This window comes from Pseudoduganella sp. GW821-FHT12E03, from assembly GCF_058807115.1.
The window spans coordinates 48,955-75,029 of record NZ_JBXAQJ010000009.1; the positions used below are offsets into that span (position 1 = coordinate 48,955).

General features: G+C 61.6%; 22 protein-coding genes. 9 read left to right on the forward strand and 13 right to left on the reverse strand.

Annotation, left to right across the window (positions count from 1 at the left end; translation table 11 throughout):
- Positions 1 to 13: 13 nt before the first annotated feature.
- The 5 genes from zapE to AC1RRC_RS22385 all read right to left on the reverse strand — a co-directional run bounded on the left by zapE (position 14) and on the right by AC1RRC_RS22385 (position 8,189).
- A complete protein-coding gene (zapE, locus tag AC1RRC_RS22365; protein ID WP_493057739.1) occupies positions 14 to 1,111 on the reverse strand; it encodes a cell division protein ZapE in 1,098 nt (365 codons plus the stop codon).
- 224 nt (positions 1,112 to 1,335) lie between these two features.
- Complete coding sequence (gene lpdA / locus AC1RRC_RS22370; protein WP_493057740.1) at positions 1,336 to 2,769, reverse strand: dihydrolipoyl dehydrogenase; 1,434 nt, start codon at positions 2,767 to 2,769, stop codon at positions 1,336 to 1,338.
- 80 nt (positions 2,770 to 2,849) lie between these two features.
- On the reverse strand, positions 2,850 to 4,094 hold the full coding sequence (odhB, locus tag AC1RRC_RS22375) for a 2-oxoglutarate dehydrogenase complex dihydrolipoyllysine-residue succinyltransferase (RefSeq protein WP_493057741.1): 1,245 nt from the start codon (positions 4,092 to 4,094) through the stop codon (positions 2,850 to 2,852).
- Positions 4,095 to 4,183: 89 nt separating this feature from the next.
- Positions 4,184 to 7,039 carry a 2-oxoglutarate dehydrogenase E1 component gene (locus AC1RRC_RS22380; protein ID WP_493057742.1) on the reverse strand — a complete coding sequence of 952 codons (2,856 nt, stop codon included), beginning with the start codon at positions 7,037 to 7,039 and terminating at the stop codon, positions 4,184 to 4,186.
- Positions 7,040 to 7,265: 226 nt separating this feature from the next.
- Positions 7,266 to 8,189, reverse strand: coding sequence for a LysR family transcriptional regulator (locus tag AC1RRC_RS22385; RefSeq protein WP_493057743.1), 924 nt, complete (start codon positions 8,187 to 8,189; stop codon positions 7,266 to 7,268).
- A 104-nt stretch (positions 8,190 to 8,293) separates the two neighbouring features.
- Between AC1RRC_RS22385 and AC1RRC_RS22390 the strand changes: the two genes are divergently transcribed.
- The 6 genes from AC1RRC_RS22390 to AC1RRC_RS22415 all read left to right on the forward strand — a co-directional run bounded on the left by AC1RRC_RS22390 (position 8,294) and on the right by AC1RRC_RS22415 (position 16,272).
- Positions 8,294 to 9,157, forward strand: a complete 864-nt coding sequence (locus AC1RRC_RS22390; RefSeq protein WP_493057744.1) for an MBL fold metallo-hydrolase — start codon at positions 8,294 to 8,296, stop codon at positions 9,155 to 9,157.
- Positions 9,158 to 9,447: 290 nt separating this feature from the next.
- A complete protein-coding gene (locus AC1RRC_RS22395) occupies positions 9,448 to 10,155 on the forward strand; it encodes a YjjG family noncanonical pyrimidine nucleotidase (protein WP_493057745.1) in 708 nt (235 codons plus the stop codon).
- Positions 10,156 to 10,162: 7 nt separating this feature from the next.
- Entirely contained in the window at positions 10,163 to 11,491 is a 1,329-nt protein-coding gene (locus AC1RRC_RS22400; protein ID WP_493057746.1) for a leucine-rich repeat-containing protein kinase family protein, read from the forward strand.
- A gap of 19 nt (positions 11,492 to 11,510) precedes the next feature.
- Positions 11,511 to 11,891 (forward strand): BlaI/MecI/CopY family transcriptional regulator, encoded by a 381-nt coding sequence (locus tag AC1RRC_RS22405; RefSeq protein WP_493057747.1) that lies wholly within the window; start codon positions 11,511 to 11,513, stop codon positions 11,889 to 11,891.
- Positions 11,892 to 11,998: 107 nt separating this feature from the next.
- The gene (locus AC1RRC_RS22410) at positions 11,999 to 14,071 is read left to right on the forward strand and encodes a putative bifunctional diguanylate cyclase/phosphodiesterase (protein WP_493057748.1); all 2,073 of its coding nucleotides are present in this window, start codon (positions 11,999 to 12,001) and stop codon (positions 14,069 to 14,071) included.
- A 134-nt stretch (positions 14,072 to 14,205) separates the two neighbouring features.
- Positions 14,206 to 16,272: a putative bifunctional diguanylate cyclase/phosphodiesterase gene (locus AC1RRC_RS22415; RefSeq protein ID WP_493057749.1), complete on the forward strand. Its 2,067-nt coding sequence runs from the start codon at positions 14,206 to 14,208 to the stop codon at positions 16,270 to 16,272.
- Here AC1RRC_RS22415 and AC1RRC_RS22420 read toward each other — a convergent pair whose 3' ends face one another.
- The 8 genes from AC1RRC_RS22420 to AC1RRC_RS22455 all read right to left on the reverse strand — a co-directional run bounded on the left by AC1RRC_RS22420 (position 16,273) and on the right by AC1RRC_RS22455 (position 22,958).
- Positions 16,273 to 16,767, reverse strand: coding sequence for a DUF1444 domain-containing protein (locus AC1RRC_RS22420; RefSeq protein WP_493057750.1), 495 nt, complete (start codon positions 16,765 to 16,767; stop codon positions 16,273 to 16,275).
- Between the two features lie 113 nt (positions 16,768 to 16,880).
- Complete coding sequence (locus AC1RRC_RS22425; protein ID WP_493057751.1) at positions 16,881 to 18,182, reverse strand: citrate synthase; 1,302 nt, start codon at positions 18,180 to 18,182, stop codon at positions 16,881 to 16,883.
- Between the two features lie 97 nt (positions 18,183 to 18,279).
- On the reverse strand, positions 18,280 to 18,561 hold the full coding sequence (locus AC1RRC_RS22430; RefSeq protein ID WP_493057752.1) for an FAD assembly factor SdhE: 282 nt from the start codon (positions 18,559 to 18,561) through the stop codon (positions 18,280 to 18,282).
- 13 nt (positions 18,562 to 18,574) lie between these two features.
- Complete coding sequence (locus AC1RRC_RS22435; RefSeq protein WP_493057753.1) at positions 18,575 to 19,285, reverse strand: succinate dehydrogenase iron-sulfur subunit; 711 nt, start codon at positions 19,283 to 19,285, stop codon at positions 18,575 to 18,577.
- A gap of 16 nt (positions 19,286 to 19,301) precedes the next feature.
- On the reverse strand, positions 19,302 to 21,080 hold the full coding sequence (gene sdhA / locus AC1RRC_RS22440; RefSeq protein ID WP_493057754.1) for a succinate dehydrogenase flavoprotein subunit: 1,779 nt from the start codon (positions 21,078 to 21,080) through the stop codon (positions 19,302 to 19,304).
- A gap of 3 nt (positions 21,081 to 21,083) precedes the next feature.
- Entirely contained in the window at positions 21,084 to 21,449 is a 366-nt protein-coding gene (gene sdhD, locus AC1RRC_RS22445) for a succinate dehydrogenase, hydrophobic membrane anchor protein (protein ID WP_493057755.1), read from the reverse strand.
- A 2-nt stretch (positions 21,450 to 21,451) separates the two neighbouring features.
- Positions 21,452 to 21,871, reverse strand: a complete 420-nt coding sequence (sdhC, locus tag AC1RRC_RS22450; RefSeq protein ID WP_493057756.1) for a succinate dehydrogenase, cytochrome b556 subunit — start codon at positions 21,869 to 21,871, stop codon at positions 21,452 to 21,454.
- Positions 21,872 to 22,169: 298 nt separating this feature from the next.
- The gene (locus AC1RRC_RS22455) at positions 22,170 to 22,958 is read right to left on the reverse strand and encodes a GntR family transcriptional regulator (protein WP_493057757.1); all 789 of its coding nucleotides are present in this window, start codon (positions 22,956 to 22,958) and stop codon (positions 22,170 to 22,172) included.
- Between the two features lie 428 nt (positions 22,959 to 23,386).
- On the opposite strand from AC1RRC_RS22455, the gene AC1RRC_RS22460 reads away from it, so the two are divergent.
- From AC1RRC_RS22460 to AC1RRC_RS22470, 3 genes are all read left to right on the forward strand, one after another.
- Entirely contained in the window at positions 23,387 to 24,376 is a 990-nt protein-coding gene (locus AC1RRC_RS22460; RefSeq protein ID WP_493057758.1) for a malate dehydrogenase, read from the forward strand.
- 116 nt (positions 24,377 to 24,492) lie between these two features.
- Complete coding sequence (locus tag AC1RRC_RS22465) at positions 24,493 to 25,485, forward strand: HpcH/HpaI aldolase/citrate lyase family protein (RefSeq protein WP_493058014.1); 993 nt, start codon at positions 24,493 to 24,495, stop codon at positions 25,483 to 25,485.
- On the forward strand, positions 25,485 to 26,000 hold the full coding sequence (locus AC1RRC_RS22470) for a hypothetical protein (protein WP_493057759.1): 516 nt from the start codon (positions 25,485 to 25,487) through the stop codon (positions 25,998 to 26,000). The genes AC1RRC_RS22465 and AC1RRC_RS22470 overlap by 1 nt, the downstream gene beginning before the upstream one ends.
- Positions 26,001 to 26,075 lie beyond the last annotated feature (75 nt).

The window sequence follows — 26,075 nt, forward strand, 5'->3', positions numbered from 1 at the left end:
GTTATCCTGTTGATCAGGACAGCGCCTCTGCGGCCTTGCGCTGCTCCTTGTCCATATAATCGCGCGATTGCATCTCCACAATGCGCGACACGGTCCGATGAAATTCGTTGGCCAGCGTGCCTGTCGTGTACAGCTCTTCCGGCTCCACTTCGGCCGACATCAGCAATTTGACCTTCTGGTCATAAAACACGTCAATCAGCCAGGTGAAGCGGCGCGCCTCGGACGACATGGCGGCGGACATCATCGGTATGCCGGACAGTATAACGGTATGGAAGCGGCTGGCAATTTCCAGGTAATCGTTTTGCGAGCGCGGACCGCCGCACAGGGTCGCGAAATCGAACCAGATGATCGAGCCGGCGCGCCGCAGTGCACGGATATCGCGGTTTTCAATCGACACCATGGGGTTTTCATCGGCGGTTTCGGCAATACGGGCATAGGCCTGGCGCAGCGCCTCGTCGGTGGCGGCGTTGAGCGGCGTGTAGAACGATTCCACCTGTTCCAGCGCCCTGCCCCGGTAGTCAACCCCGGCATCGACATTGAGCACGTCAAGCTTGTCTTTCAACAGCGCGATGGTCGGCAAGATGCGGTCGCGGTGCAAGCCGTCCGGATACAGGGTCGATGGCTCATAGTTCGACGTCATGATGAACGACACGCCATTGTCGAACAGCGCCGACAGCAGGTTGTACATGATCATCGCATCGGCCACGTCGGAGATGTGGAATTCGTCGAAGCAGATCAGGCGGTATTTTTTCGCGATGCGGCGCGCCACCTCCTGCAGCGGATCGGCCACGCCGCGCAATTCATCGAGCTGGCGGTGCACGTCGCGCATGAATTCATGGAAGTGCAGGCGCGTCTTGCGCACCAGCGGCACCACGGAATAAAAGCTGTCCATCAGGAACGACTTGCCACGGCCCACGCCCCCCCACATATACACGCCTTTCGGCGGCGTGGGACGGTTGATGAAGCGCTTGAAACTGTTGGAGCGCAGCGCCTTATAGGCCGCCCACTCGTCGTAGCAGGCTTGCAGCCTGTCGACGGCGCGCTGTTGCGCGGCATCGGACTTGAAATCGCGCTGGGTCAGCGCGTGTTGGTAGAACTCTTGGACATTCATGTTTGTGTCGCAATCTATGCAGGCCGCACGCTAAAACCCGTGCCGGCGCCGTAACTCCCGTAGGGCGGTTTCCGCGCAGCGGAAGCCGCCATGCTGGCGCCGCCGAGGTGCATGCAATGGCGGCTCGCTGTGCGAACCGCCCTACGCATTTCGGGCCGCCTAAAAACAAAAGCCGGACGGGGTTGCTTGTGCGCAGCCCACGTCCGGCTTCATGACAGCTCAGCTTAGAAGTTCAGCGTGCGCTTGTCGACTGCCAGTGCGGCTTCCTTGGTCGCTTCCGACAGCGATGGGTGGGCGTGGCAAATGCGGGCGATGTCTTCCGCCGATGCCTTGAACTCCATTGCCACCACGGCTTCGGAAATCAGTTCCGATGCCATTGGGCCGACGATGTGCACGCCCAGGATTTCATCGGTGACCGCGTGGGCCAGGAATTTCACCATGCCCGAGGTGTCGCCCAGCGCGCGTGCGCGGCCGTTGGCCAGGAACGGGAAGGTGCCGGCCTTGTACTGGATGCCTTCGGCTTTCAGCTGCTGCTCGGTCTTGCCGACCCACGCGATTTCCGGCGAGGTGTAGATCACCCAAGGAATCGTGTCGAAGTTGGTGTGGCCATGCTGGCCGGCGATACGCTCGGCCACGGCAACGCCTTCTTCCTCGGCCTTGTGCGCCAGCATCGGGCCGCGCACCACGTCGCCCACCGCCCAGACGTTCGGCAGGTTGGTCTTGCAGTCGCCATCGACGGCGATGAAGCCGCGCTCGTCCAGCGCCAGGCCGGCCTTCTCAAAGCCCAGGCCGTTCGTGTTCGGCGTACGGCCGATCGACACGATCAGCTTGTCGAACACGGCGGTCACGGCTTCGCCTTTGGCGTCGTCATACTGCACGGTGACGTTGTTGTCGCCCTTGGTGACGCTGTTGATCTTGCAGCCCAGGGAGATGGCCAGGCCCTGCTTGGTGAACAGCTTGTGCGCTTCCTTGGCGATTTGCTCGTCCACGGCGCCCAGGAAGGTCGGCAGGCCTTCCAGCACGGTGACTTTCGAGCCCAGGCGGCGCCATACGGAACCCATTTCCAGGCCGATCACACCGGCGCCGATCACGCCCAGATTGGCCGGCACTTCATTAATCGCCAGCGCGCCCGTGTTCGACAGGATCAGTTGCTCATCGAACTCGGCGCCCGGCAGTGCACGGGCGTTGGAACCGGTTGCCACGATGACTTGCTTGGCGGTGATGGTTTCTTCGGTCTTGCCGGTGATGGCGATCGGATAGCCTTCCGCGCCAGCGGCGCCGGCGAACGCGCCGCGGCCGTGGAAGAAGGTCACCTTGTTTTTCTTGAACAGGTACAGGATGCCGTCATTGTTTTGCTTGACGACGTTGTCCTTGCGCTTGACCATCTGGCCCAGGTTCAGCGACAGGCCGGCGACATCGATGCCGTGCTCCTTGAACGCATGGCCGGCGTGCTCGTAGTGTTCCGACGATTGCAACAGCGCTTTCGATGGAATGCAGCCGACGTTGGTGCAAGTGCCGCCTGGCGCGGGACCGCCTTTTTCGTTGGTCCATTCATCGATACAGGCCACCTGGAAACCCAGCTGCGCTGCGCGGATGGCGGCGATGTAACCGCCAGGACCTGCGCCGATCACGACGACGTCAAATTGTTTGTTGCTCATGTCTTAAATTCCCAATCAGTTTGAACGACAGGCAGCAACCCGCCTCTCTGCAGAGACAGGGTGCTGCGCGCTAGCGTGAATTACAGGTCCAGCAGCAGGCGCGATGGATCTTCCAGCGCGTCTTTCATTGCCACCAGGCCCAGCACTGCTTCGCGGCCGTCGATGATGCGGTGGTCATACGACATGGCCAGGTAGTTCATTGGACGGATGACGATTTCACCGTTTTCCACCACGGCGCGGTCCTTGGTCGCGTGCACGCCCAGGATCGCCGATTGTGGCGGGTTGATGATCGGGGTCGACAGCATGGAGCCGAAGGTGCCGCCGTTCGAGATCGAGAAGGTGCCGCCGGTCAGGTCGTCCAGGGTCAGCTTGCCGTCCTTGGCTTTCTGGCCGAATTCACCGATTTTCTTTTCGATGTCGGCGATCGACATCTGGTCGGCGTTGCGCAGGATCGGCACCACCAGGCCGCGTGGCGAACCCACCGCGATACCGATGTCGAAGTAGCCGTGGTAGACGATGTCGTTGGCATCAACCGATGCGTTCAGGATCGGGTATTTCTTCAGCGCGGCAACAGCGGCTTTGACGAAGAACGACATGAAGCCCAGCTTGACGCCGTGCTCTTTCTCGAACTTGTCTTTGTACTTGTTACGCAGATCCATGACCGGCTTCATGTTGACTTCATTGAAGGTGGTCAGGATGGCGTTGGTCGATTGCGATTCCACCAGGCGCTCGGCGATACGTGCGCGCAGGCGCGACATCGGCACGCGCTCTTCAGGACGGTCGCCCAGGTTCAGGTTGCCGATTGGCGCGGCGACTTTTTGCAGCGCAGGCTTGGCGGCGGCTGGCGCGGCGGCCGGGGCTGGCGCGGCTTTTGGCGCGGAAGCGGCGGCCAGGGCGTCGCCCTTGGTCACGCGGCCGTCTTTGCCGGTGCCAGCCACGCTGGAAGCGGACAGGCCGGCTTCGGACAGGATCTTGGCGGCGGCCGGCATGGCCACGTCGCCTTTGTTGGCGGCTGGTGCTACGGCGGCTGGAGCAGCGGCAGCAGCAGGCGCGGCGGCGGCAGGCGCAGTGGCGCCGGCGGTTGCTTCGGTATCAATAATGGCGATCACTTCACCAGCGACCACGGTCGCGCCGTTGTCCTTCAGCAGCTGCACGATCACACCGGCGTTCGGTGCTGGCAGTTCCAGCACGACTTTGTCGGTTTCGATGTCGATCATGTTTTCGTCGCGCGCAACGGCTTCGCCGACTTTCTTGTGCCAGGACAGCAGGGTCGCTTCAGCGACGGACTCGGACAGCTGGGGAACTTTAACTTCGATTTGTGCCATTTGAAAAACTCCGTATTCTTTTCGTATCTATTGTTATGTGCAGCGGCGCGCCGCGGCCTTTTGTCAGGCGCGGCGCGGCACGTATTACATTACTTGGTCAGGATGAAGCCCTTCAGCTTCGAGAACGCCGTTTCCAGCAGCTCTTTTTGCTGGGCGTAGTGCTTGTCGTAGTAGCCGACAGCCGGCGAGGCCGATGCTGGGCGGCCGGCATACGCCAGGCGCTGGCCAGGTTCCAGGCTCTCAAAGATGTTGTGCTGGATCTGGAACCATGGGCCCTGGTTTTGCGGCTCATCCTGGGTCCACACCACTTCGGTCGCGTTCGGGAACTTCTTCAGTTCCGCTGCGAACGACTTGTGCGGGAACGGATACAGTTGTTCAACACGGATAATGGCGGTGTCAGCCTGGCCGCGTGCCTTGCGCGCATTGACGATGTCGTAGTACACCTTGCCCGAGCAGGCCACCACGCGCTTGACTTTCTTGGCGTCGATCTTGTCGTCCACTTCACCGATCACGGTCTGGAACGCGCCCTTGGCCAGTTCGGTCAGCGGCGAACCCGCATCCTTGTTACGCAGCAGCGATTTCGGCGTCAGGATCACCAGTGGCTTACGGAACTGGCGCACCATCTGGCGGCGCAGCACATGGAAGATCTGCGATGCGGTGGTTGGCTGCACCACTTGCATGTTGTTGTCAGCGCACAGTTGCAGGAAACGCTCTGGACGGCACGACGAGTGCTCAGGACCCTGGCCTTCGTAACCGTGCGGCAGCATCATGACCAGGCCGGAAGCGCGGCCCCACTTCACTTCGCCGGAGCTGATGAACTGGTCGATCACCACTTGCGCGCCGTTGACGAAGTCGCCGAACTGGGCTTCCCAGATCGTCAGGGTGTTCGGTTCAGCGGTCGAGTAGCCGTATTCGAAGGCCAGCACGGCTTCTTCGGACAGCACGGAGTCGATCACGGTGAATGGCGCCTGGCCGTCAGCGATGTTTTGCAGCGGCACGTACGAACCGGCATCCCAACGCTCGCGGTTCTGGTCGTGCAGCACGGCGTGACGGTGGGTGAAGGTGCCACGGCCGGCGTCCTGGCCGGTCAGGCGCACGGCGTAGCCGGACGAGACCAGCGTTGCAAACGCCAGGTGTTCGCCCATGCCCCAGTCCAGGTTCATGTCGCCCTTGCCCATGTTGGCGCGGTCTGCCAGCACTTTTTCCACCAGCGAGTGGACTTTGAAACCTTCCGGCACGGTGGTGATGCGGCCGGCCAGGCGTTTCAGTTCCGTCATCGGCACGGCGGTGTCGGCGGAATCGGTCCATTTGCGGTTCAGGAACGGCAGCCAGTCAACGGCGTACTTGTTCTTGAAGTTCGAGATCACTGGATCCACGGTGTGCTTGCCGGCATCCATCGCGGCGCGGTAGGCGGCCACCATGGTGTCGCCGCCGTCGGCAGCGATCACGCCCTGGGTTGCCAGCTTGTCCGCGAACAGCTTGCGGGTGCCTGGATGGGTCGCGATGCGCTTGTACATCAGCGGCTGGGTCAGTGCCGGGGTATCTTGCTCGTTGTGGCCCAGTTTGCGGTAGCAAATGATGTCGACAACGATGTCTTTCTTGAATTCCAGGCGGTAGTCCAGCGCGATTTGCGAGGCCAGCACGCACGCTTCCGGATCATCGGCGTTCACGTGCAGCACCGGCGCCTCGATCATTTTCACGACGTCGGAGCAATAGATGGTCGAACGCGCGTCGCGCGGGTCGGACGTGGTGAAACCGATCTGGTTGTTGATGACGATGTGCACCGTGCCGCCCGTGCCGTAGCCGCGGGTCTGCGCCAGGTTCAGGGTTTCCATCACAACGCCCTGGCCGGCGAATGCCGCGTCGCCGTGCACCAGGATCGGCAGCACTTGCGCGCCTTGCGCATCGCCGCGGCGGTCCATACGGGCCTTCACGGAACCTTCCACCACTGGATTGACGATTTCCAGGTGCGACGGGTTGAACGCCAGCGACAGGTGGACCGGGCCGCCCGCGGTGGAGATGTCGGACGAGAAGCCCTGGTGGTATTTCACGTCGCCGGCAGGCAAGTCTTCGGCGTGCTTGCCTTCGAATTCTTCGAACAGGTCTTTCGGGGCTTTGCCCAGGGTATTGACCAGCACGTTCAGGCGGCCACGGTGGGCCATGCCGATCACGATTTCCTGCACGCCTTTTTCGCCGGCGCGCTGGATGATTTCATCGATCGACGCGATGAAGGTTTCGCCGCCTTCCAGCGAGAAGCGCTTCTGGCCGACGTACTTGGTATGCAGGTAGCGCTCGAGGCCTTCGGCGGCCGTCAGGCGTTCCAGGATATGCTTTTTCTTTTCAGCCGTGAAATTCGGGGTCGAGCGGATCGATTCCAGGCGTTCCTGCAGCCAGCGCTTTTCCGCCGGATCGGAAATGTACATGTATTCCGCGCCGATCGAGCGGGTATAGGTGTCACGCAGGAATTGGGTCAGGTCGCGCAGCGAAGCGGTTTCCGGGCCAAAGTAGGTGTTGGAGATGTTGAAAACCGTATCCTGGTCCGCGTCGGTGAAGCCGTAGAAGGATGGTTCCAGTTCCGGGATGTTCGGACGTTCCTGGCGCTGCAGCGGGTCCAGGTTGGCCCAGCGCGAACCCAGGTAGCGGTAAGCGGCGATCAGCTGGGTGGCTGCCACGCGCTTGCGGCCCATGTCCGGGTCGGTCGAGGCGATCACGGTGCGGATCGGGCCGGCTTTCGCGCGTTCGGCGAAGGAGGCGATCACGGACGAGTGAACCACGTCAGGCTTGTTGGAACCGTCGACGGCAGGCACGTGCTGCATGGCGTCGAAATAGGCGCGCCAATTGTCTGGCACGGAACCGGGGTTATCGAGGTACGCTTCGTACAGTTCTTCGACGTACGGTGCATTCCCACCGAACAGATAGGAGTTGGACTGGCTTTGTTGCATCATCTTGCTCACCTTTCTTCGCGCTTCGCGAGGAATTAGCGGGTTAATCTAACCTTCCGCGACACGGCCTGACCGTTTGGCGGATTGCATATCAAGTTGTGGGGGAAGGACCGGTATTTCAGTAATGCTATAAAACGGTCCCGTAGAATAGCATGCTGTCTTGAGACAAAACAACCAGAAAAGTAGCAAAACCAGTAGAAAGATTGCGGCCTGCGGGCGATGTCAATGTCTATTTTTCAATAAGTGGTATGCCCGCCACTTGCCATTCCGGGTCGCTGGCAAACCAGTCCAGCAAGTGGTCGAGCATCGCGCGCAGGGCTGGCGGCATATGGTCGCGCGAGCTGTATACGCCATATATTCCCAGCTGTTGGGGCCGATATCCCGGGAGTAGCTGGATTAACTTGCCGGCGCCGATCAGCGGCGCGGCCGCGAAACGCGGCTGCATACTGATCCCCGCCCCTTCCACCGCCGCCGCCAGCAGCGCCATCGATTCATTCGACGATAAATTGCCGCCGACCGCGGCTTGCACACCGTCGCCCTGGTGGTCGAAGCGCCAGAAGCTCTTGCCAAAATACGAATACGTCAGGCAGTTGTGCCGGGTCAGCTCTTCCGGGGCGCCTGGCATGCCGCGGCGTTTTATATAGGCGGGCGACGCCACGATGACGGAATCGCAATCGCCAAGGCGGCGGGCGATCAGGCCCGGATCGAGTTCATTGGTGATGCGGATGGCGAGATCGATGCGCTGCTCGACCAGGTTGACGGCGCGGTTGTCGACCTGCAAATCCACGCTGACCTTCGGGTATTTCAGCAAATACGCCGCCACGGCGGCGGCCAGTGCGGTCTGGGCCAGGAAATGGGAACTGGCCAGCCGCAACAAACCGTGCGGCGCATCGGGGTCGCTCTGTCCCGCCGCCACCATGTCGTCGGCCACGGCCAGCATTTCGCGGCAGCGGTTCAACGTGACTTCACCGGCCGCCGTCAGGCTGATGCGGCGCGTGGTCCGGTGCAGCAGGCGCACGGCGCACCACTCTTCCATCTCGGCCAGGTAGCGCGTGACCATGGCGCGCGACATGTCGAGCGCGTCGGCGGCGGCAATCATGCTGCCCCGGTCGGCGATTTCCACAAACACGCGCGCGGCGGTGAGCCTGTCCATTGGATCGATCCATGCAATTAACCATTGCAATTTACACTGTTTTTCGTTCGAATGCTGAGCGGCACAATGGCGTCATTCCAATCACGTTATGAAGGACAGTCATCATGTTGCTGAAATCCGTTGTTGCCGCCGCCGCTGTTTCCGCCTCCGCTTTGGCCTCCGCCGCCCCGCTGACCCTGGAAGTCTTCAATCCCGGTGAAGCGGCGATCTTCCCCGTGGCCTCGGTGCTGGTGAAGGGGGAGAAAGACGCCGTGCTGATCGATGCGCAATTCTCGCGCGGCGAAGCGTTAAAACTGGTGGAACAGATCCGCGCCAGCGGCAAGCGCCTGACCACCGTGTACGTCAGCCATGGCGACCCGGATTTCTACTTTGGCCTGGACGTCATCAAGGCGGCCTTCCCCGCCGCCCGCATCGTCGCCACCCCGGGCACCGTGGCGGCCATGCAGAAAAAGGCGGCGGCCAAGGTCGCGTACTGGGGGCCGATCCTGAAAGACAACGCGCCGCAGGGCATCGTGATGCCGGAAACCCTGGCTGGTGACGAAATTGTGCTGGAAGGTGAAAAGCTGAAGATTGCCGGCCTCGATGGTGCGACGCCGGACCGCACCTTTGTGTGGATCCCATCGATCAAGGCGGTGGCGGGTGGCGTGGTGCTGTTCTCCGGCCTGCACGTGTGGACCGCCGATACGCAAACCGTGGAATCGCGCAAGCAGTGGCTGGCGACCCTGGACCGGATCGCGGCACTGAAACCGGTGACGGTGGTGCCGGGGCATTTCCAGCCGGGCGTGGCGTTCACGCCGGAGTCGATCGGCTTTACCGCCGATTACCTGCGCCGCTTTGAAAGCGAGACGCCGAAGGCGGGCGGCAGCGCGGCGCTGATCGCGGCGATGAAGGCGGCGTATCCGAAGGCAGGGCTGGAGTCGGCGCTGCAGATCAGCGCCAAGGTCGCCAAGGGTGAGATGAAGTGGTAATGCCTGGACAGGCGAAGGCATTCCCCTGAAAAGCCGGTTTTGATAACGGCGACTACCGTTTACTAAAATGCGCGATCTCGCGATATGGCTTACTAGCTTGGGCGACCGGCCCTTCTCCGGCAGCCAGCTTGAACCAGCATCGGAAAGCGCGTTTTAGTATTGAATCGTAGCGAGTAGTAAAACCTGGATTGGCGAGCAAGCCTCCTGCTCCCGCCCTCCCCGGGCGATGCAATCATTGCGTGCGGCGCCGTGCTAGCATATCCGATTGAAATCACTGCGCCGCCCCACCCGTGAAACACACGCTCTTCCTGCTTGACCTCGACGACACCCTGCTGGACTTCAAGGCTTCCGAAAAACTGTCGTTTGAGCGGACCTTGCGGCAACTGGATTTCCAGGACCCGATCGATGGACTGTTCAGTCAATACCAGGCCATCAATCTCGCGTTGTGGCGCGCGTTTGAAGCGGGGACCGTCACGAAAGACTTCCTCAAGGTCGAACGTTTCCGGCTAACCTTTGCCGCCGGGAGCCTGGACCTCGACCCATCGCAAGCCAGCGAACGCTACCTGGAATCGCTGTCCGAAACCGTGGTGCTGGTCGATGGCGCGCAGCGGCTGTGCGAGCAACTGGCCGCAGTGGGCGAAGTCGGCATCATCACCAATGGCGTGGCCCACATCCAGGGCCGCCGCATCGCCGCCTCCGGCCTCGCCGATGCCATTTCCTTCGTCGCCACCTCGGAAGCGTGCGGCTATGCCAAGCCGGACAGCCGGTTCTTTGACTACACCGTCAACATGGCGCGCACCTTCTCCAAAGACCAGACCATCATCATCGGCGACCGCCTCGATGCGGATATCCTGGGCGCCAACCGGTTTGGCATTGACAGCTGCTGGTACAATCCGGGCCGCCTGGCCAATGACACGGCAGCCGAGCCGACCTGCGACGCCGCCCATCTCGACGACGTGGTTCCCGCGCTGACGGACATGGCCGCCACGCCCCAATAAAACTTCCATGCACACCCTCGACCAATTACGCGCCGGACAACTGGCCGGCGTGCAGCGCCTGCAACTGAAAGCCGGCCTCACTGAATTCCCGCGCGAGATCTACGACCTGGCCGACACGCTGGAAATCCTGGATTTATCGGGCAACGCCCTGTCCAGCCTGCCGGACGATTTGCCCCGGTTGCACCGGTTGCGCGTCATCTTTTGCTCGGATAACCGGTTCACGGAACTGCCGCCCGTGCTGGGCCGCTGCGAACACCTGACGATGATCGGCTTCAAAGCCAACCGCATCGCGCATGTGCCCGCCGAAGCCCTGCCGCCCACACTGCGCTGGCTGATCCTGACCGACAACGCGGTAGAGTGTTTGCCGGCGGAAATCGGCGATTGCACCGAGATGCAAAAACTGATGCTGGCCGGGAACCGGCTGACCACCCTGCCGGATGCACTGGCCCGCTGCCGCAAGCTGGAATTGCTGCGCATCGCGGCCAACCGGTTGACGGCATTGCCGGACTGGCTGGCAGACTTGCCCCGGCTGTCGTGGCTGGCCTTTGGCGGCAATCCGTTTTGCGTGGAGCTGGAACACGAGGCGCTCGCGCGCTCGCCGGTGCCGCTGGTGGCGTGGAATTCGCTGGCCGTCGGCCGCAAGCTGGGCGAAGGCGCTTCCGGCGTGATTTACCAGGCGGCGCAGCAAGGGGTGGGCGAGGTCGCCACTCAGGTAGCCATCAAGCTGTTCAAAGGCGCCGTCACCAGCGACGGCTTGCCGCAATCGGAAATGGCGGCCTGCATCGCGGCGGGGCGGCATCCCGATTTAATCCCCGTGCAAGGCCGCATCCAGCACCACCCGGACGGTATTCAAGGCCTCATCATGCCGTTGATCGATCCGGACTACGGCAACCTGGCCGGTCCGCCCAGCTTGCAGAGCTGCACGCGCGACATATACGACAACGATAAACGGTTCGATGCCGCCACCGCGCTGCGCATTGCCTATGGCATCGCGTCCGCCGCCGCGCACTTGCACGCCAACGGTATCCTGCACGGCGACCTGTATGGCCACAACACCCTGCACTGCCCCCGTGGCCGCGCCTTGCTGGGCGATTTCGGGGCCGCCTCGTTCTTCGATCCACACAGTGCGCACGCGGCAGGCTTGCAGCGGCTGGAAACCCGCGCTTTCGGCTGCCTGCTGGAAGAGTTGCTGGCGCGCTGCGACGGCATGCGCCCCGAATTGACGGCCCGCCTGCAAGCCTGGACCGCGGCGTGCCTGGACAGCAACCCGGCCGCCCGGCCGCCGCTGGTCTATCTTGCGCGGCAACTTGGGCAAGTGCTAGACAATCCGTTCTAGATCATTTATTCTACATCGCATGAGTACCCCGCCTAAACCCACCGCGTCCGAACTGGAAATGCTGCGCCTGCTGTATGCGCTGGGCCCGTCCACGGCCAAGCAAGTACATGCGGCGGCCATGGAAAACCGTCCCGACATGAATTACGCGACGGTGCTGCGCCTGCTGCAAGTGATGCACACCAAGGGCTTGCTACACCGCGATGAAAGCGCCCGCGCCCACATCTACGCCCCCGTGCAGGAACAGGAATCCGTGCAAACGTCGCTGCTGAAAGACTTGATCCAGAAAGCGTTTGCCGGTTCCGGCAAGGCGCTGGTGCTGGCCGCGCTGCGCGGCGGCCATGTCACGCCCAAGGAACGCGAAGAAATCCAGGCCTTGCTGGACCAGGACCCGACAAAGTAGCAACATGATTCTCTATTGAGCGCCACGGTTCCTTCTGTGGACTACACTTAAAGCTTCAGATGGAATGCAGCTTTCAGTAGTCCAACAATAATTATCCAGGGGAACCAATGGACGATAGCGGGCGGGACCCGGCCAGCCAGGTCGGGGCCTCGCTGTTGTGCGACGTATTGAATGTGCTGCCAGGCACGTTTTACGTCATCAACGAGGCGGGGCATTTTGTACTGTGGAATCAGCAAGTCGAACTCGCCACGGGCCGTGATGCGGTCCAGTTGCGCTCCACCCACATGCTGGAATTGTTTCCGCCAGCCGACCGCCCCGCCATTGCCAAGGCATTTTGCGACGTCTTTGAACGGGAAGGCATGGTGCAGGTGGAAGCGCATTTGCTGGCGCATGGCCGGCAAATCCCCTTCCTGTTTTCCGGATCGCGCCTGCTGGCGGATGGCCAGCAATTCCTGCTCGGCTGCGGCATCGACCTGTCGCAGCATTATCAGCAAAACGACACGCTGGAATTGCGCGAACGGGCGGTGCACGCGGTCAACAACGGCGTTGTCATCACCCGCTGCGACGGCGCCGACAACCCGATCGTCTACGTCAATCCCGCCTTTGAACGCATCACCGGCTATACCTTGCAGGAAGTGCTGGGACGCGATTCCCGTTTCATGGCGGCGCCCGAACACGACTCCGCCACCCGCGCCCACCTGGCCGCCGCGATTGCCGCGCGGCGCCCCCTGACGGTGGTGTTGCGCAACCGGCGCAAGAATGGGGAACTGTTCTGGAACCATTTATCGATTACGCCGGTACGCGACCGGCATCACCGGGTCTCCCATTACGTCGGCATTATCGAGGACGTGACGCAACAGCGGCAGCGCATGGTGCAACTGGAACACCAGGTCACGCACGATGCGCTGACCGGGCTGGCCAACCGCACCTTGTTGCGCGACCGTATCGAACACGCGATCACCTCGGCACACCGTAACGGCCTTAGTGCCGCCGTGCTCTTGCTCGACCTGAACAGATTCAAGGAAATCAATGACACGCTCGGGCACGATGCCGGTGACCAGGTGCTGTGCGCCGTCGCGCACCGGCTGCTGGAAGCGGTGCGCCACAGCGATACCGTGGCGCGCCTTGGCGGCGACGAATTCGTGCTGGTGTTGCCGGACCAGCCGGACTTGCGCTACACGCTGGGCATGATCAGCCGCATTCGCCGCGGGTTGACGGCGCGCTTCGAGATCGACGGCCATCCGGTGCCCATCGATGGCAGCATGGGCGTGGCGATTTACCCGAACGACGCGGATAACTTTGCCGCGCTGCTGCGCGCGGCCGATGCCGCCATGTATGAAGGCAAGCGTGGCGGTGCGGGCGCCGTCCACTTTTATTCATCGGAAATGTCCAGCGCATCAGCCATGCGGCTCCGCATGGAACAGGCGCTGCACGACGCGCTGGAACGCGATGAAATCCACCTGGCGCTGCAGCCCAACGTCAGCGTCGTCAACGGCAAATTGCTGGGACTGGAAGCGCTGCTGCGCTGGCGTCACCCGGAACTCGGTGAATTGCTGCCGGGCGAATTCCTGCCGGACGCGGAATCCAACGGGCTGATCGTCGAACTGGGCCGGCGCGTGGTGCAGCGGGCGTGCTCGGTGCTGACCCGGCTCGATGTCCTGGGCTACCGTGACGTCCCCCTGTCGATCAATGTGTCGCGGCGCGAATTTGCACGCGCCGATTACCTGCCGTACCTGGCGGAGGCCATGGCGCAGCACGGCGTCAATCCGAACCGCATGGAACTGGAAGTCAAGGAAGCACAACTGATGCACAACCCGGAGCAGGCCCGCAAGCTGTGCAGCGGCGTGCACAAGCTGGGGATGCGGATCTCCGTGGACCAGTTTGGCGGCGGCATTTCCGATCTCATTTGCCTGCGTTCGCTGGCCGTCGACCGGCTGAAAATGGCGCCGGCATCGGTCCAGGAAATCTGCCCGCAGGGGCACCATGGGGCGCTGGCAAAGACCATGCTCGATATCGGCCACAACCTGGATATCCCCGTGACGGCGACGGCCGTGGAAACCCAGGTCCAGCGCGACTTCCTGGCCGCGCACGATTGCCCCGGCATGCAGGGGCGCTATGTCAGCGAACCGCTGGCGCCAGGCGAGCTGGAGCAATGGCTGGGCGAACGCCCGCCGCGGTAATCATGGCGGCCCCGGCAGTAGCATGGGCCCCTATCGGGCGCCACGGTTTTGCGCGCGGATTACACTGTTAGGCCTTGGTGAAAATGCGGCTGCGGCCACATAAGCATAGACCACGGGTAGTGACAGGGGAAGCGATGGACAGACGCGATCCGGCCGCACAGGTCGGGAGCTCGCTGTTGCGCGACGTGATGGATGTACTGCCAGGTACGTTCTACGTGCTCGACGAGGCGGGCTACTTTGTACTATGGAATAAGCAGGTCGAGCTGACGACGGGCCGCGAAGCCGCCGAGCTGCGTTCCACGCACATGCTGGAACTGTTCCCGCCCGCCGACCGCCCGGCCATTGCCCAGGCATTTTGCGACGTGTTCGAGCGCGAAGGCATGGTACAGGTGGAAGCGCACTTGCTGGCCCACGGCCGGCAAATCCCCTTCCTGTTTTGCGGCGCGCGGCTGGCGGCCGACGGCCAGCAATTCCTGCTGGGCTGCGGCATCGACCTGTCCTGCCATTACGAACAAAAAGACACGCTGGAATTGCGTGAACGGGCGCTGCATGCAGTCAACAACGGCGTCGTCATCACCCGCTGCGACGGCGCCGACAATCCCATTGTCTACGTCAATCCCGCCTTTGAGCGCATCACCGGCTATACGCTGCAGGAAGCGCTGGGACGCGATTCCCGCTTCATGGCCGCGCCCGGGCGCGACACCACGGTGCGCGCCCACCTGGCGGCCGCGATTGCCGCACGCCGGCCAATGACCGTGGTGCTGCGCAACTGCCGCAAGAATGGAGAGTTGTTCTGGAACCACTTATCGATCACGCCGGTGCGCGACCGCCACCACAAGATTTCCCATTACGTTGGCATTATTGAAGACGTGACGGAGCAGCGGCAACGCATGGCGCAGCTGGAGCACCAGGTCACGCATGACGCGCTGACGGGGCTGGCCAACCGCAGCCTGCTGCGCGACCGGGTGGAACATGCGATCACGTCGGCCCGGCGCAACGGCCTCAGCGCTGCCGTGATCTTGATGGACTTGAACAGGTTCAAGGAAATCAATGACACGCTGGGACACGACGCCGGCGACCAGGTCCTGTGCGCCGTCGCGCGCCGCCTGCACGCGGCGGTGCGCGACAGCGATACCGTGGCCCGCCTCGGCGGCGACGAATTCGTACTGGTGTTGCCGGACCAGCCGGACTTGCGCTACACGCTGGGCATGATCAGCCGCATCCGGCGCGAATTGACGGCGCGCTTCGAGATCGACGGCCATCCGGTGCCGATCGATGGCAGCATGGGCGTGGCGATCTATCCGAACGATGCGGACAATTTTGCCGCGCTGCTGCGCGCAGCCGATGTCGCCATGTACGAAGGCAAGCGTGGCGGCGGCGGCGCCGTGCATTTCTATTCGCCGGACATGGCCAACGCATCGACCTCGCGCGCACGCCTGGAAAAAGCGCTGCGCGAAGCCATCCGCAACGATGAAATCCACCTGGCGCTGCAACCCAATGTCGGCGTGGCCGATGGCCGGTTGCTGGGCCTGGAGGCGTTGCTGCGCTGGCGCCACCCGGAACTCGGCGAATTAATGCCCGGCGAATTCCTGCCGGATGCGGAAACCAATGGCTTGATCATCGACCTGGGGCGGCACGTGGTGGAACGCGCCTGCACCTTGCTGAACCGGCTCGATCAGCTGGGCTACCGGGATTTGCCGGTGTCGGTCAATGTCTCGCGGCGCGAATTTGCGCGCCCCGATTACCTGTCCTACCTGGCCGGCAAGATGGCGCAACACGGCATCGGCCCGGGGCGCATGGAACTGGAAGTGAAGGAAGCGCAGTTGATGTACAACACGGAACTGGCCCGCAAACTGTCATCGGGCCTGAGCAAACTGGGCTTGCGCTTGTCGGTCGACCGCTTTGGCGACGGCATCACGAATTTGCATTGCCTGCGCTCGCTGGCCATCGACCAGCTGAAAATGGCGCCCGCCTCCGTGCACGAAATCTGCCCGCAGGGGCAGCATGGCGCGCTGGCCAAAACCACGCTCGATATCGGCCACAACCTCAACATCCCCGTGGTGGCAACCGCCGTGGAAACCCAGGCGCAACGCGACTTCCTGGCCGCGCACGGCTGTCCCGGCATGCAGGGGCGTTATATCAGCGAACCGATGGCGCAGGGGGCGCTGGAGCAGTGGCTGGCATCGCGCGCGGTGTCTTGATCAGGTCTTCTTGCGGACCCGAAACAATTCGCGGCTGAGCAAGTGGTCGCCGCCATCCCACACCCGGTCGATCATGCGTTTCAGTTCCGCCTTGCCTTCATGGGAATCGATATCGCAAAACGCCAGCACGTCGCGCGCCGGGGCGGCAATCGCGTACCCCTTGTCGACCAGGTTGGCGAAGTCCTTTTGCCACAGGCGTTCCAGCAGGAACATCGACGCTTCGAAGCGGCCATCGATGAAGACGCCGAAGAAGGTGTCAAATTGCTGCACGCGGATGTGGTAGGCGCACAGCGTAAACAGGTTGTCCATGGCCTGGCGGTGGATGTCGGCCAGGGTCACGCCGCTGGACAAGTGACGCCGCAGCACCCAGCCGTCATCCACCGCATAGCCGATCATGAAGCCGTTGCCAATTGGCCGCACCAGCCGCGCCTCGTCCCCTTCCTGCGGCGCGGCAGGCAACAGGCAGGCGGTGCTGCGCGACAGGAAGTCATCCATGACACCTCCTTGCAAGGAATACGCAATTGTAAGGCGGCATTGAGTATTGGCAATAAAAAAGCGGGCCGCAGCCCGCTTTTTGTATCCGTACAACGAACCGGATGAACGCTAGATTAACGCTTGTCCAGTGGTGGAACATCGCGCGCCGTGGCGCCGACGAACAGCTGGCGTGGACGGCCGATTTTTTGCTCTGGATCGGCAATCATTTCGTTCCACTGGGCGATCCAGCCGATGGTACGGGCCATCGCGAAGATACCGGTGAACAGCGAGACCGGAATGCCCAGTGCCGACTGCACGATGCCCGAGTAGAAGTCGACGTTCGGGTACAGCTTGCGCGAGACGAAGTATTCGTCGTTCAGGGCAATCTTTTCCAGTTCCATCGCCAGCTTGAACAGCGGGTCGTCTTGCAGGCCCAGTTCGTTCAGCACTTCGTGGCAGGTTTCGCGCATCAGCTTGGCGCGCGGGTCGAAGTTCTTGTAGACGCGGTGACCGAAGCCCATCAGCTTCACGCCGGAGTTCTTGTCTTTGACTTGCGCGATGAACTCAGGGATCTTGTCGACGGTGCCGATTTCTTTCAGCATGGTCAGGGCCGCTTCGTTCGCGCCGCCGTGGGCAGGGCCCCACAGGCAAGCGATACCGGCAGCGATACACGCGAACGGGTTGGCGCCCGAGGAACCGGCCAGACGCACGGTCGAGGTCGAAGCGTTTTGTTCGTGGTCGGCGTGCAGGATCAGGATACGGTCCAGCGCGCGCACCAGCACGTCGTTGACCTTGTATTCTTCGCATGGGTTGCCGAACATCATGCGCATGAAGTTCGCGCTGTACGACAGGTCATTGCGTGGGTACACGAACGGCTGGCCGATCGAGTATTTGTAAGCCATCGCCACCAGGGTTGGCATCTTCGCGATCAGGCGGATTGCCGACACTTCGCGGTGGTGCGGGTCGTTGATGTCCAGCGAGTCGTGGTAGAACGATGCCAGCGCGCCGACGGTGCCAACCAGCACGGACATCGGGTGCGCGTCGCGGCGGAAGCCACGGAAGAAGAATTGCATCTGTTCGTGCACCATGGTGTGCTTGGTCACGGTGTCAACGAATTTTTTCTTTTGCGCCACGTTCGGCAGTTCGCCGTTCAGCAGCAGGTAGCACGATTCCATAAAGTCGGCGTTCACCGCCAACTGTTCGATCGGGTAGCCACGGTACAGCAGCTCGCCCTTGTCGCCGTCGATGTAGGTGATCGACGAGTTACATGCCGCGGTCGACATGAAGCCCGGGTCATACGTGAATTTGCCGGTGGCGCCGTACAGTTTGCGGATATCGATGACGTCCGGACCGATCGTGCCTTTGTAGATCGGGAATTCTACCGGCTGGCTACCATCGGAGAACGACAGAGTTGCTTTGTTGTCAGAGGTGTTCATGGACTCTTCCTTCCTGGAGAGATGCAGCTTATTAAAAAAACCTTTGGTACTACCAGCGGCGTAAAGGGGGCCGGTTTCGGGTATCCGGCCCGCCCAGTCACGCAAGACGCAAACGTTGCAGCAGTGCGCGCACATGCGGCAGATCGACCTCGCCTTCCGGCTCGGTTCGAGCCAGCACCAGATCCATCAGCGCATTGTCCGACAAGTCGAGGAGCCGCGTGAGCGCGTCCACTTCCTCGTCGGTCAATTCTTGTTCATGCGCATCGAGAAAACGGGTCAGGATGATGTCGTTTTCCAGCAGGCCGCGGCGCGCGCGCCAGCGAAGGCGCGCGCGGTTCGCTGGATCTGCCTGATGCGCAGATTTGTCCAGATGCGTCATAGGATCAGTGGGATCAAATGGCGCGGCGGACCATCAATTCCTTGATCTTGCCGATGGCCTTGTTCGGGTTCAGGCCTTTCGGGCAAACATCAACGCAATTCATGATCGAGTGGCAGCGGAACAGACGGTATGGGTCTTCCAGGTTGTCCAGACGCGCGCCGGTGGCTTCGTCGCGCGAGTCGGCGATGAAGCGGTAGGCTTGCAGCAGGCCGGCCGGGCCGACGAACTTGTCCGGATTCCACCAGAACGACGGGCACGACGTCGAGCAGCACGCGCACAGGATGCACTCGTACAGGCCGTCCAGTTCTTCACGCTCGGCAGGCGACTGCAGGCGCTCGGTTTCCGGCGGAATCGAGTCGTTGATCAGGAATGGCTTGATCGAGTTGTATTGCTTGAAGAACTGGGTCATGTCGACGATCAGGTCGCGGATGACTGGCAGGCCAGGCAAAGGACGCAGCACGATCGGCTCCGACAACTCATTTAAGTTGGTGGTGCAGGCCAGGCCGTTTTTGCCGTTGATGTTCATCGCGTCGGAACCGCAAACGCCTTCGCGGCACGAGCGGCGCAGCGACAGCGAGTCATCCACGTCCGACTTGATGCGCTGCAGCGCGTCCAGCAGCATCTTGTCCGTGTCTTTCAGTTCGACCGTCAAGTCCTGCATGTATGGCTTGGCGTCGCGGTCCGGGTCGTAGCGGTAAATCTTGAATTTGAGAGTGCGTGGCATGTTCTTGAGCCCTTGCTTAGAAAGTACGTGCTTTTGGCTTGAAGGTTTCAACCGTCAGCGGCTTGGTGACGACAGCTTTGTATTCCAGGCGATTTCCTGCGGAGAACCACAGCGTGTGCTTCATCCAGTTTTCGTCGTCGCGTTGCGGGTAATCGTTGTGCGCATGGGCGCCGCGCGATTCCTTGCGTGCCGCCGCCGAGGTAATAGTGGCCTTGGCGGTTTCGATCAGGTTGTCCAGTTCCAGCGCTTCCACGCGGGCGGTGTTGAACACTTTCGACTTGTCCTTGAAGGACACGTGCTTGCGGCGCTCGTCCAGCTTCAGGATTTCTTCACGGCCGGTGACCAGGGCTTCGTCGGTACGGAACACGCCGCAGTATTTCTGCATCGTGGCGCGGATGTCGTTGGCGACGTCCTGCACTTTTTCCGAGCCGGTCGAGGTTTCCAGCTTGTTCAGGCGGTCCATGGCGAAGTCGCTGGCGTCTTTCGGCAGCGGCTTGTTTTCCTTCTGCTTCAGGTTTTGCGCAACGATGTGGTTGCCGGCCGCACGGCCGAACACCACCAGGTCCAGCAGCGAGTTGGTGCCCAGGCGGTTCGCGCCGTGCACCGAGACGCAGGCGCACTCGCCGATCGCGTACAGGCCGTTGACCACTTTCTGGGTGCCGTCGCCGTTTGGCGTCACCACCTGGCCGTGGATGTTGGTCGGAATACCGCCCATCTGGTAGTGGATGGTTGGCACGACCGGGATTGGTTCCTTGGTCGCATCGACGTTGGCGAACTTGTGGCCGATTTCCAGGATCGACGGCAGGCGCTTCTCGATGGTTTCCTTGCCGATGTGGCGCAGGTCCAGCAGCACGTGGTCCTTGTTCGGACCGCAGCCGCGGCCTTCCTTGATTTCCTGGTCCATCGAGCGGGACACGAAGTCGCGCGGGGCCAGGTCTTTCAGGGTCGGCGCATAGCGCTCCATGAAACGCTCGCCTTGCGAGTTGATCAGGATACCGCCTTCACCACGCACACCTTCCGTGATCAGCACGCCCGCGCCGGACACGCCGGTCGGGTGGAACTGCCAGAATTCCATGTCTTGCAGCGGCAGGTTGGCGCGCGCCGCCATGCCCATGCCGTCGCCGGTGTTGATGAACGCGTTGGTCGACGCGGCGAAGATACGGCCGGCGCCACCGGTGGCGAACACCGTGGTTTTCGCTTCCAGCATCATGACTTCGCCGGTTTCCATTTCCAGCGCGATCACGCCGACGACATCGCCTTCAGCGTCACGGACCAGGTCCAGCGCCATCCATTCGACAAAGAAGTGGGTACGGGCGCGCACATTACGCTGGTACAGCGTGTGCAGCAGCGCGTGGCCGGTACGGTCAGCCGCGGCGCAGGCGCGCTGCACGGCTTTTTCGCCGAAGTTCGCGGTATGGCCGCCGAACGGACGCTGGTAAATGGTGCCGTCCGGGTTGCGGTCGAATGGCATGCCGAAGTGTTCCAGCTCGTACACGACTTTCGGTGCTTCGCGGCACATGAATTCAATCGCGTCCTGGTCGCCCAGGTAGTCGCCACCCTTGACGGTGTCGAACATGTGCCAGAACCAGTTGTCTTCGGCCATGTTGCCGAGCGAGGCGCCGATACCGCCCTGGGCGGCCACCGTGTGCGAACGGGTCGGGAACACTTTCGACAGCACCGCCACGTTCAGGCCGGCTTCTGCCAGTTGCAGGGAGGCGCGCATGCCGGAACCGCCGGCGCCCACGATCACCGCGTCAAAGCGGCGGGAAGGAATTGCAGATTTGATTGCTGCCACGATTTACACGCTCCACAGAATTTGTACCGACCAGGCGGCACAGCCGACCAGCCACAGGATGGTGGCGATTTGCAGCGCCAGGCGCACGCCAACCGCTTTCACGTAGTCCATCCAGATATCACGCATGCCAACCCAGGCGTGGTAGAACAGCCCGAACAGCGTCACTGCGGAGAACAGCTTGAACCATTGTTTTGCGAACAGGCCGGCCCAGCCTTCATAGCTGAAGTTGCTGCCGGTCAAGAAGGACACCAGCAGCGTGACGGTGTACACCACCATCAGCACGGCGGTCACGCGCTGTGCCAGCCAGTCCTTGACGCCGTAGCCCGCGCCAACCACCAGGCGCTTCGGTCCGATATTATTGTTTGCCATTTTCAGAACACTCCAAACAGTTTCAGGGCAACCAGCACCGTCAGCGTCAGGCTGATGGCCAGCACGGTCGCGGAGGATTTACGCGCCGAATCCTTGTCCAGGCCGACGTGCATGTCCATGATCAGATGGCGTACGCCAGCGCAGAAGTGGTGGAAATAACCCCAAACCAGGGCCAGGATGACCAGTTTGGTGATTGGCTGCTGGGCGATGCCCTGCATATAGCCAAACGAAATTTCAGAGCGGATGCTCAGCTCCAGCAGGTACAGCACGACCGGCAGCAATGCGAACATCATAAAACCGCTGATGCGGTGCAAAATCGACACAATCGCCGCCAATGGCATGCGGTAATTGGACAATTCCGTGACGTGAATATTGCGAAATTCCGGCCGCTGTTTTCTGGCTTCCCTTACGGCTTCTGACATGTCAAGACCTCCCTATCTATAACTAAAATTTTGCAGGACAGCGATTTTCGCCTATTTTCGCCGCCCAGACCAATATCTATTGTTACATATAACGATAATTATGTTTTATCGCTTAGTTGGTCATGACATTTAGACATGACCATTTTTTATTAGCGCAGGTCTGCCCCGGTGGCGCGGGGCTGCGCGTCTCCTGAATCAAATCGGTTCGAGTACTTCCATACGGCGGGCAACGGTTAAATTCATTATCATTTTCGCCAGCCGCATCATGCTTTTCGATGTTCTTGAGAGGATTAGAGGGTCAGCTCAGATCGTTCTGGTAATGGTGGCGCAGGGTCGAATACAACCCGCGGCGCAGCTCTACCGGCTTATCGCCATACGTGAACGACACGCGTTCCGACATCAGCAGTGGAGTACCGGCAACCAGCTGCAGCAATTCCGCTTCGGAATCGCCTGCACACACAGCGCGGATCTTTTCCTGCGCGCGGATCATGCGGGTGCCAAACTCAGATTCGAACAGGCCGTACATCGGCCCTTTGTATTCATTGAGACGCTCGGCCGTCAGGCCTTTGAAGATCAGGCCGGGAAGCCACAGCTCTTCGACAATGGTGGGCGTGCCGTCGAACGACTGCACGCGCTTGATGAAAACAACCGCATCGCCGGATTTCAGTTCCAGCAGGCGCGCCACATCGGCGGGCGCGCGCATGCGCTTGACTTCGATGAATTTGGATTCGGGATAGTGCGGCACGCCCTCGTCGGGCATCAGCCGCAGGAAACGGAAATGGGCGCGCGCTTCGTGGTGGGTCGACACGAACGTGCCCTTGCCCTGCTTGCGCACCACCAGGTTTTCCGCCGCCAGCTCGTCGATCGCCTTGCGCACGGTGCCCTGGCTGACCTTGAAACGGCCGGCCAGCTCGACTTCGCTGGGGATCAGTTCGCCCGGCTTCCATTCGCCGGACTGCAAGCTTTGCGTGATCAACGCCTTGATCTGCTGGTACAGCGGCGAAAACGTCGGCGACGGGCCGCCGGCTTGGGAGCCGGATGCGCTTTGCAAGTTTGCGCTGTTCAGGTTGGACGAGGCGTTGTTCATGGGCAGGCATTTCACCACAAAACCCCTACGGCGTCCAGAAAAAACGTTAACTTATCTGTCTTATATAAGACATAAGATAGCGTTGACAGGAAGTCCAGAGAAGCCTACACTCAGGAGTTGTGCTTATTTGTCCAACATAGTTGACACCTGGATCAGAAAAGCATAGTCGCAGTATCGACGAAAGGCAAACCGAACTTTGCAGTCTTGTATCATTTAAATGATGTAGGGCGGCTTTTACAAAGCCGCCGCAGCGCCGTCGAGACGCATGCACGGCGGGTTTGCAAAACCCGCCCTACGCGTTCTCCGCCGCAACGCAGCAATTTGAGACAGGACCAGCAATTTTTCACGACCGGTTTTGGTATCATTACATTTTTCCCCGAACCGGGCCCATAGCTTCCGTTTTCATTCCATCACTTTGGAGATTCATCATGGCTAAAACCCCAATGCGTGTTGCCGTTACCGGCGCTGCCGGCCAAATTGGCTATTCCCTGCTGTTCCGCATCGCCAACGGCGACATGCTGGGCAAAGACCAGCCAGTCATCCTGCAACTGCTCGAGATCCCTGACGAAAAAGCGCAAAAGGCGCTGAAAGGCGTCATGATGGAAATCGACGACTGCGCATTCCCGCTGCTGGCCGGCATGACCGCCCACTCCGACCCGATGACCGCGTTCAAGGACATCGACGTGGCCCTGCTGGTGGGCGCGCGTCCACGCGGCCCAGGCATGGAGCGTAAAGACCTGCTGGAAGCCAATGCCCAGATCTTCACGGTGCAAGGCAAGGCGCTGGACGCGGTTGCGTCGCGCAACGTCAAAGTGCTGGTGGTCGGCAACCCTGCCAACACCAACGCTTTCATCGCCATGAAATCGGCGCCATCGCTGCCGGCCAAGAACTTCACCGCCATGCTGCGCCTGGACCACAACCGCGCGCTGTCGCAAGTCGCTGCCAAGACCGGCACCCAGGTGAAAGACATCGAGAAGCTGACCGTGTGGGGCAACCACTCGCCAACCATGTACGCCGACTACCGCTTCGCCACCGTGAACGGCAAGTCCGTGAAAGACCTGATCAACGACCAGGAATGGAACGCCAACGTGTTCCTGCCAACCGTCGGCAAACGCGGCGCCGCCATCATCGAAGCTCGCGGCCTGTCGTCGGCGGCATCGGCTGCCAACGCGGCAATCGACCACGTGCGTGACTGGGTACTGGGCACCAACGGCAAGTGGACCACCATGGGCATCCCATCGGACGGTTCCTACGGCATCCCGGAAGGCACCATGTTCGGCTTCCCTGTGACCTGCGAAAACGGCGAGTACACCATCGTCCAGGGCCTGGAAATCGACGCGTTCTCGCAAGAGCGCATCAACATCACGCTGAAAGAACTGACCGAAGAGCGTGAAGGCGTGAAACACCTGCTGCCATAATCGGCGCCCCGCGGCACATGGATCCGGTCAAACCCGCCATCAGCCGCACTCGCCGCCCTGCTTCCGGCCCTGCCGGGAGCACGGCGGCGCTCCCCCTGTCCACCACTACTTCCAGCATGCATCCATCCGAAGTCTTATTCCAGGGCACACGCCAGCCGCTGCTGCTTCCCTCCTGCGACCACTACGCGGGTTCTGAAAAGCTGATGCGCAAGTCGATTGCCTTGCAACAAGAAATTGGTCCCCTGTTCGATATCACCTTCGATTGCGAAGACGGCGCCGCCGCCGGCGCCGAAGCGGCGCACGCCGAACTGGTGGCGTCCCTGCTGCGCGACGACGGCAACAAATTCGGCCGCATCGGCGCCCGCGTGCACGACTTGCACAGTCCGCACTTCGAGCGCGACGTCGAGATCATCGTCGGCCAGGCAGCCAGCCAGCTGGCCTACGTCGTGCTGCCGAAACCGGACAGCCTGGCCGAAGTCAGGAAAGCCATCGACCTGGTCAACCGCCACGCGAATCAGGCGGGGCGCCAGGGCTTGCCGGTGCACGTGCTGATCGAGACCCACGGCGCGCTGCGCGACGCGTATGACATCGCCGCCCTGCCGCAAGTCGAGTGCCTGTCGTTCGGCATCATGGATTTCGTCTCGTCCCACTATGGCGCCGTGCCGGGCAACGCGATGCGCACGCCGGGCCAGTTCACGCACCCGCTGGTGGTGCGCGCCAAGCTGGAAATCGCGGCGGCCTGCCATGCCCACGGCAAGGTGCCGTCGCATAACGTGACCACGGAAATCAAGGATCCTGCCGTGGTGGCCAACGATGCCCAGCGCGCCGCCGCGGAATTCGGCTACACGCGCATGTGGAGCATCCACCCGAACCAGATCAAACCCGTGATTAAAGCCTTCACCCCGCGCCTGTCGGAAGTGAATGAAGCGGCCCACATCCTGCACGACGCCATGGGCGCGCAATGGGGCCCGATCTCGCATGGCGGCCGTCTGCACGACCGCGCCAGTTACCGGTATTATTGGACCGTGCTGCAACGGGCCCGGCTGGCTGGCCTGACCTTGCCGGAAGCGGCAACCGCACTGCTCAACACCCCTGTATTGGACGCATAATGAAGACTGTCTCTCGCTTATTTATGGCCTGCGCACTGGCGCTGGGCTCACTCACCCTGGCCGGCGCCGCCCACGCGGAAGTCGACACCAAGCCCAAAGCCACCGCAAAAAAGACGGTGAAGGCAAAAAAAGCCGCCAAACCGTCGGAAACCGGCGCCGCCCCTGCCGTCTCGCCGGCCGACAGCGAGGAGTCTGCGGAACCCTCGGTAACCGACGCCGCCGTCACGGAATTCAATTGCGAACTAGGCAACAAGATCACGATTTACACCAATGTCAGCGACGATGAACACATCGCGCTGCGCTGGAAAAAGCGCCTGCACCGCCTGAAGCGGGTGGTCACCACCACCGGCGCCCACCGCTTTGAGAACAAGTTGTATGGCCTGATCTGGATCGGCATTCCCGCCAAAGGCATGTTGCTCGACTCCAAACAGAACCGCCAACTCGCCAACGAATGCAAGAGCCCGGACCAGTCGAATCCGCTGCAAGCGGCCGATGCGGCGCCGGCGCAAGGTTGACGCACGCTTGAAGTTTGGCAGTACGGCAGCGCCAGTGCGCGTTTGCCATCCCCACCCGGGATGGCAAACGCGCAC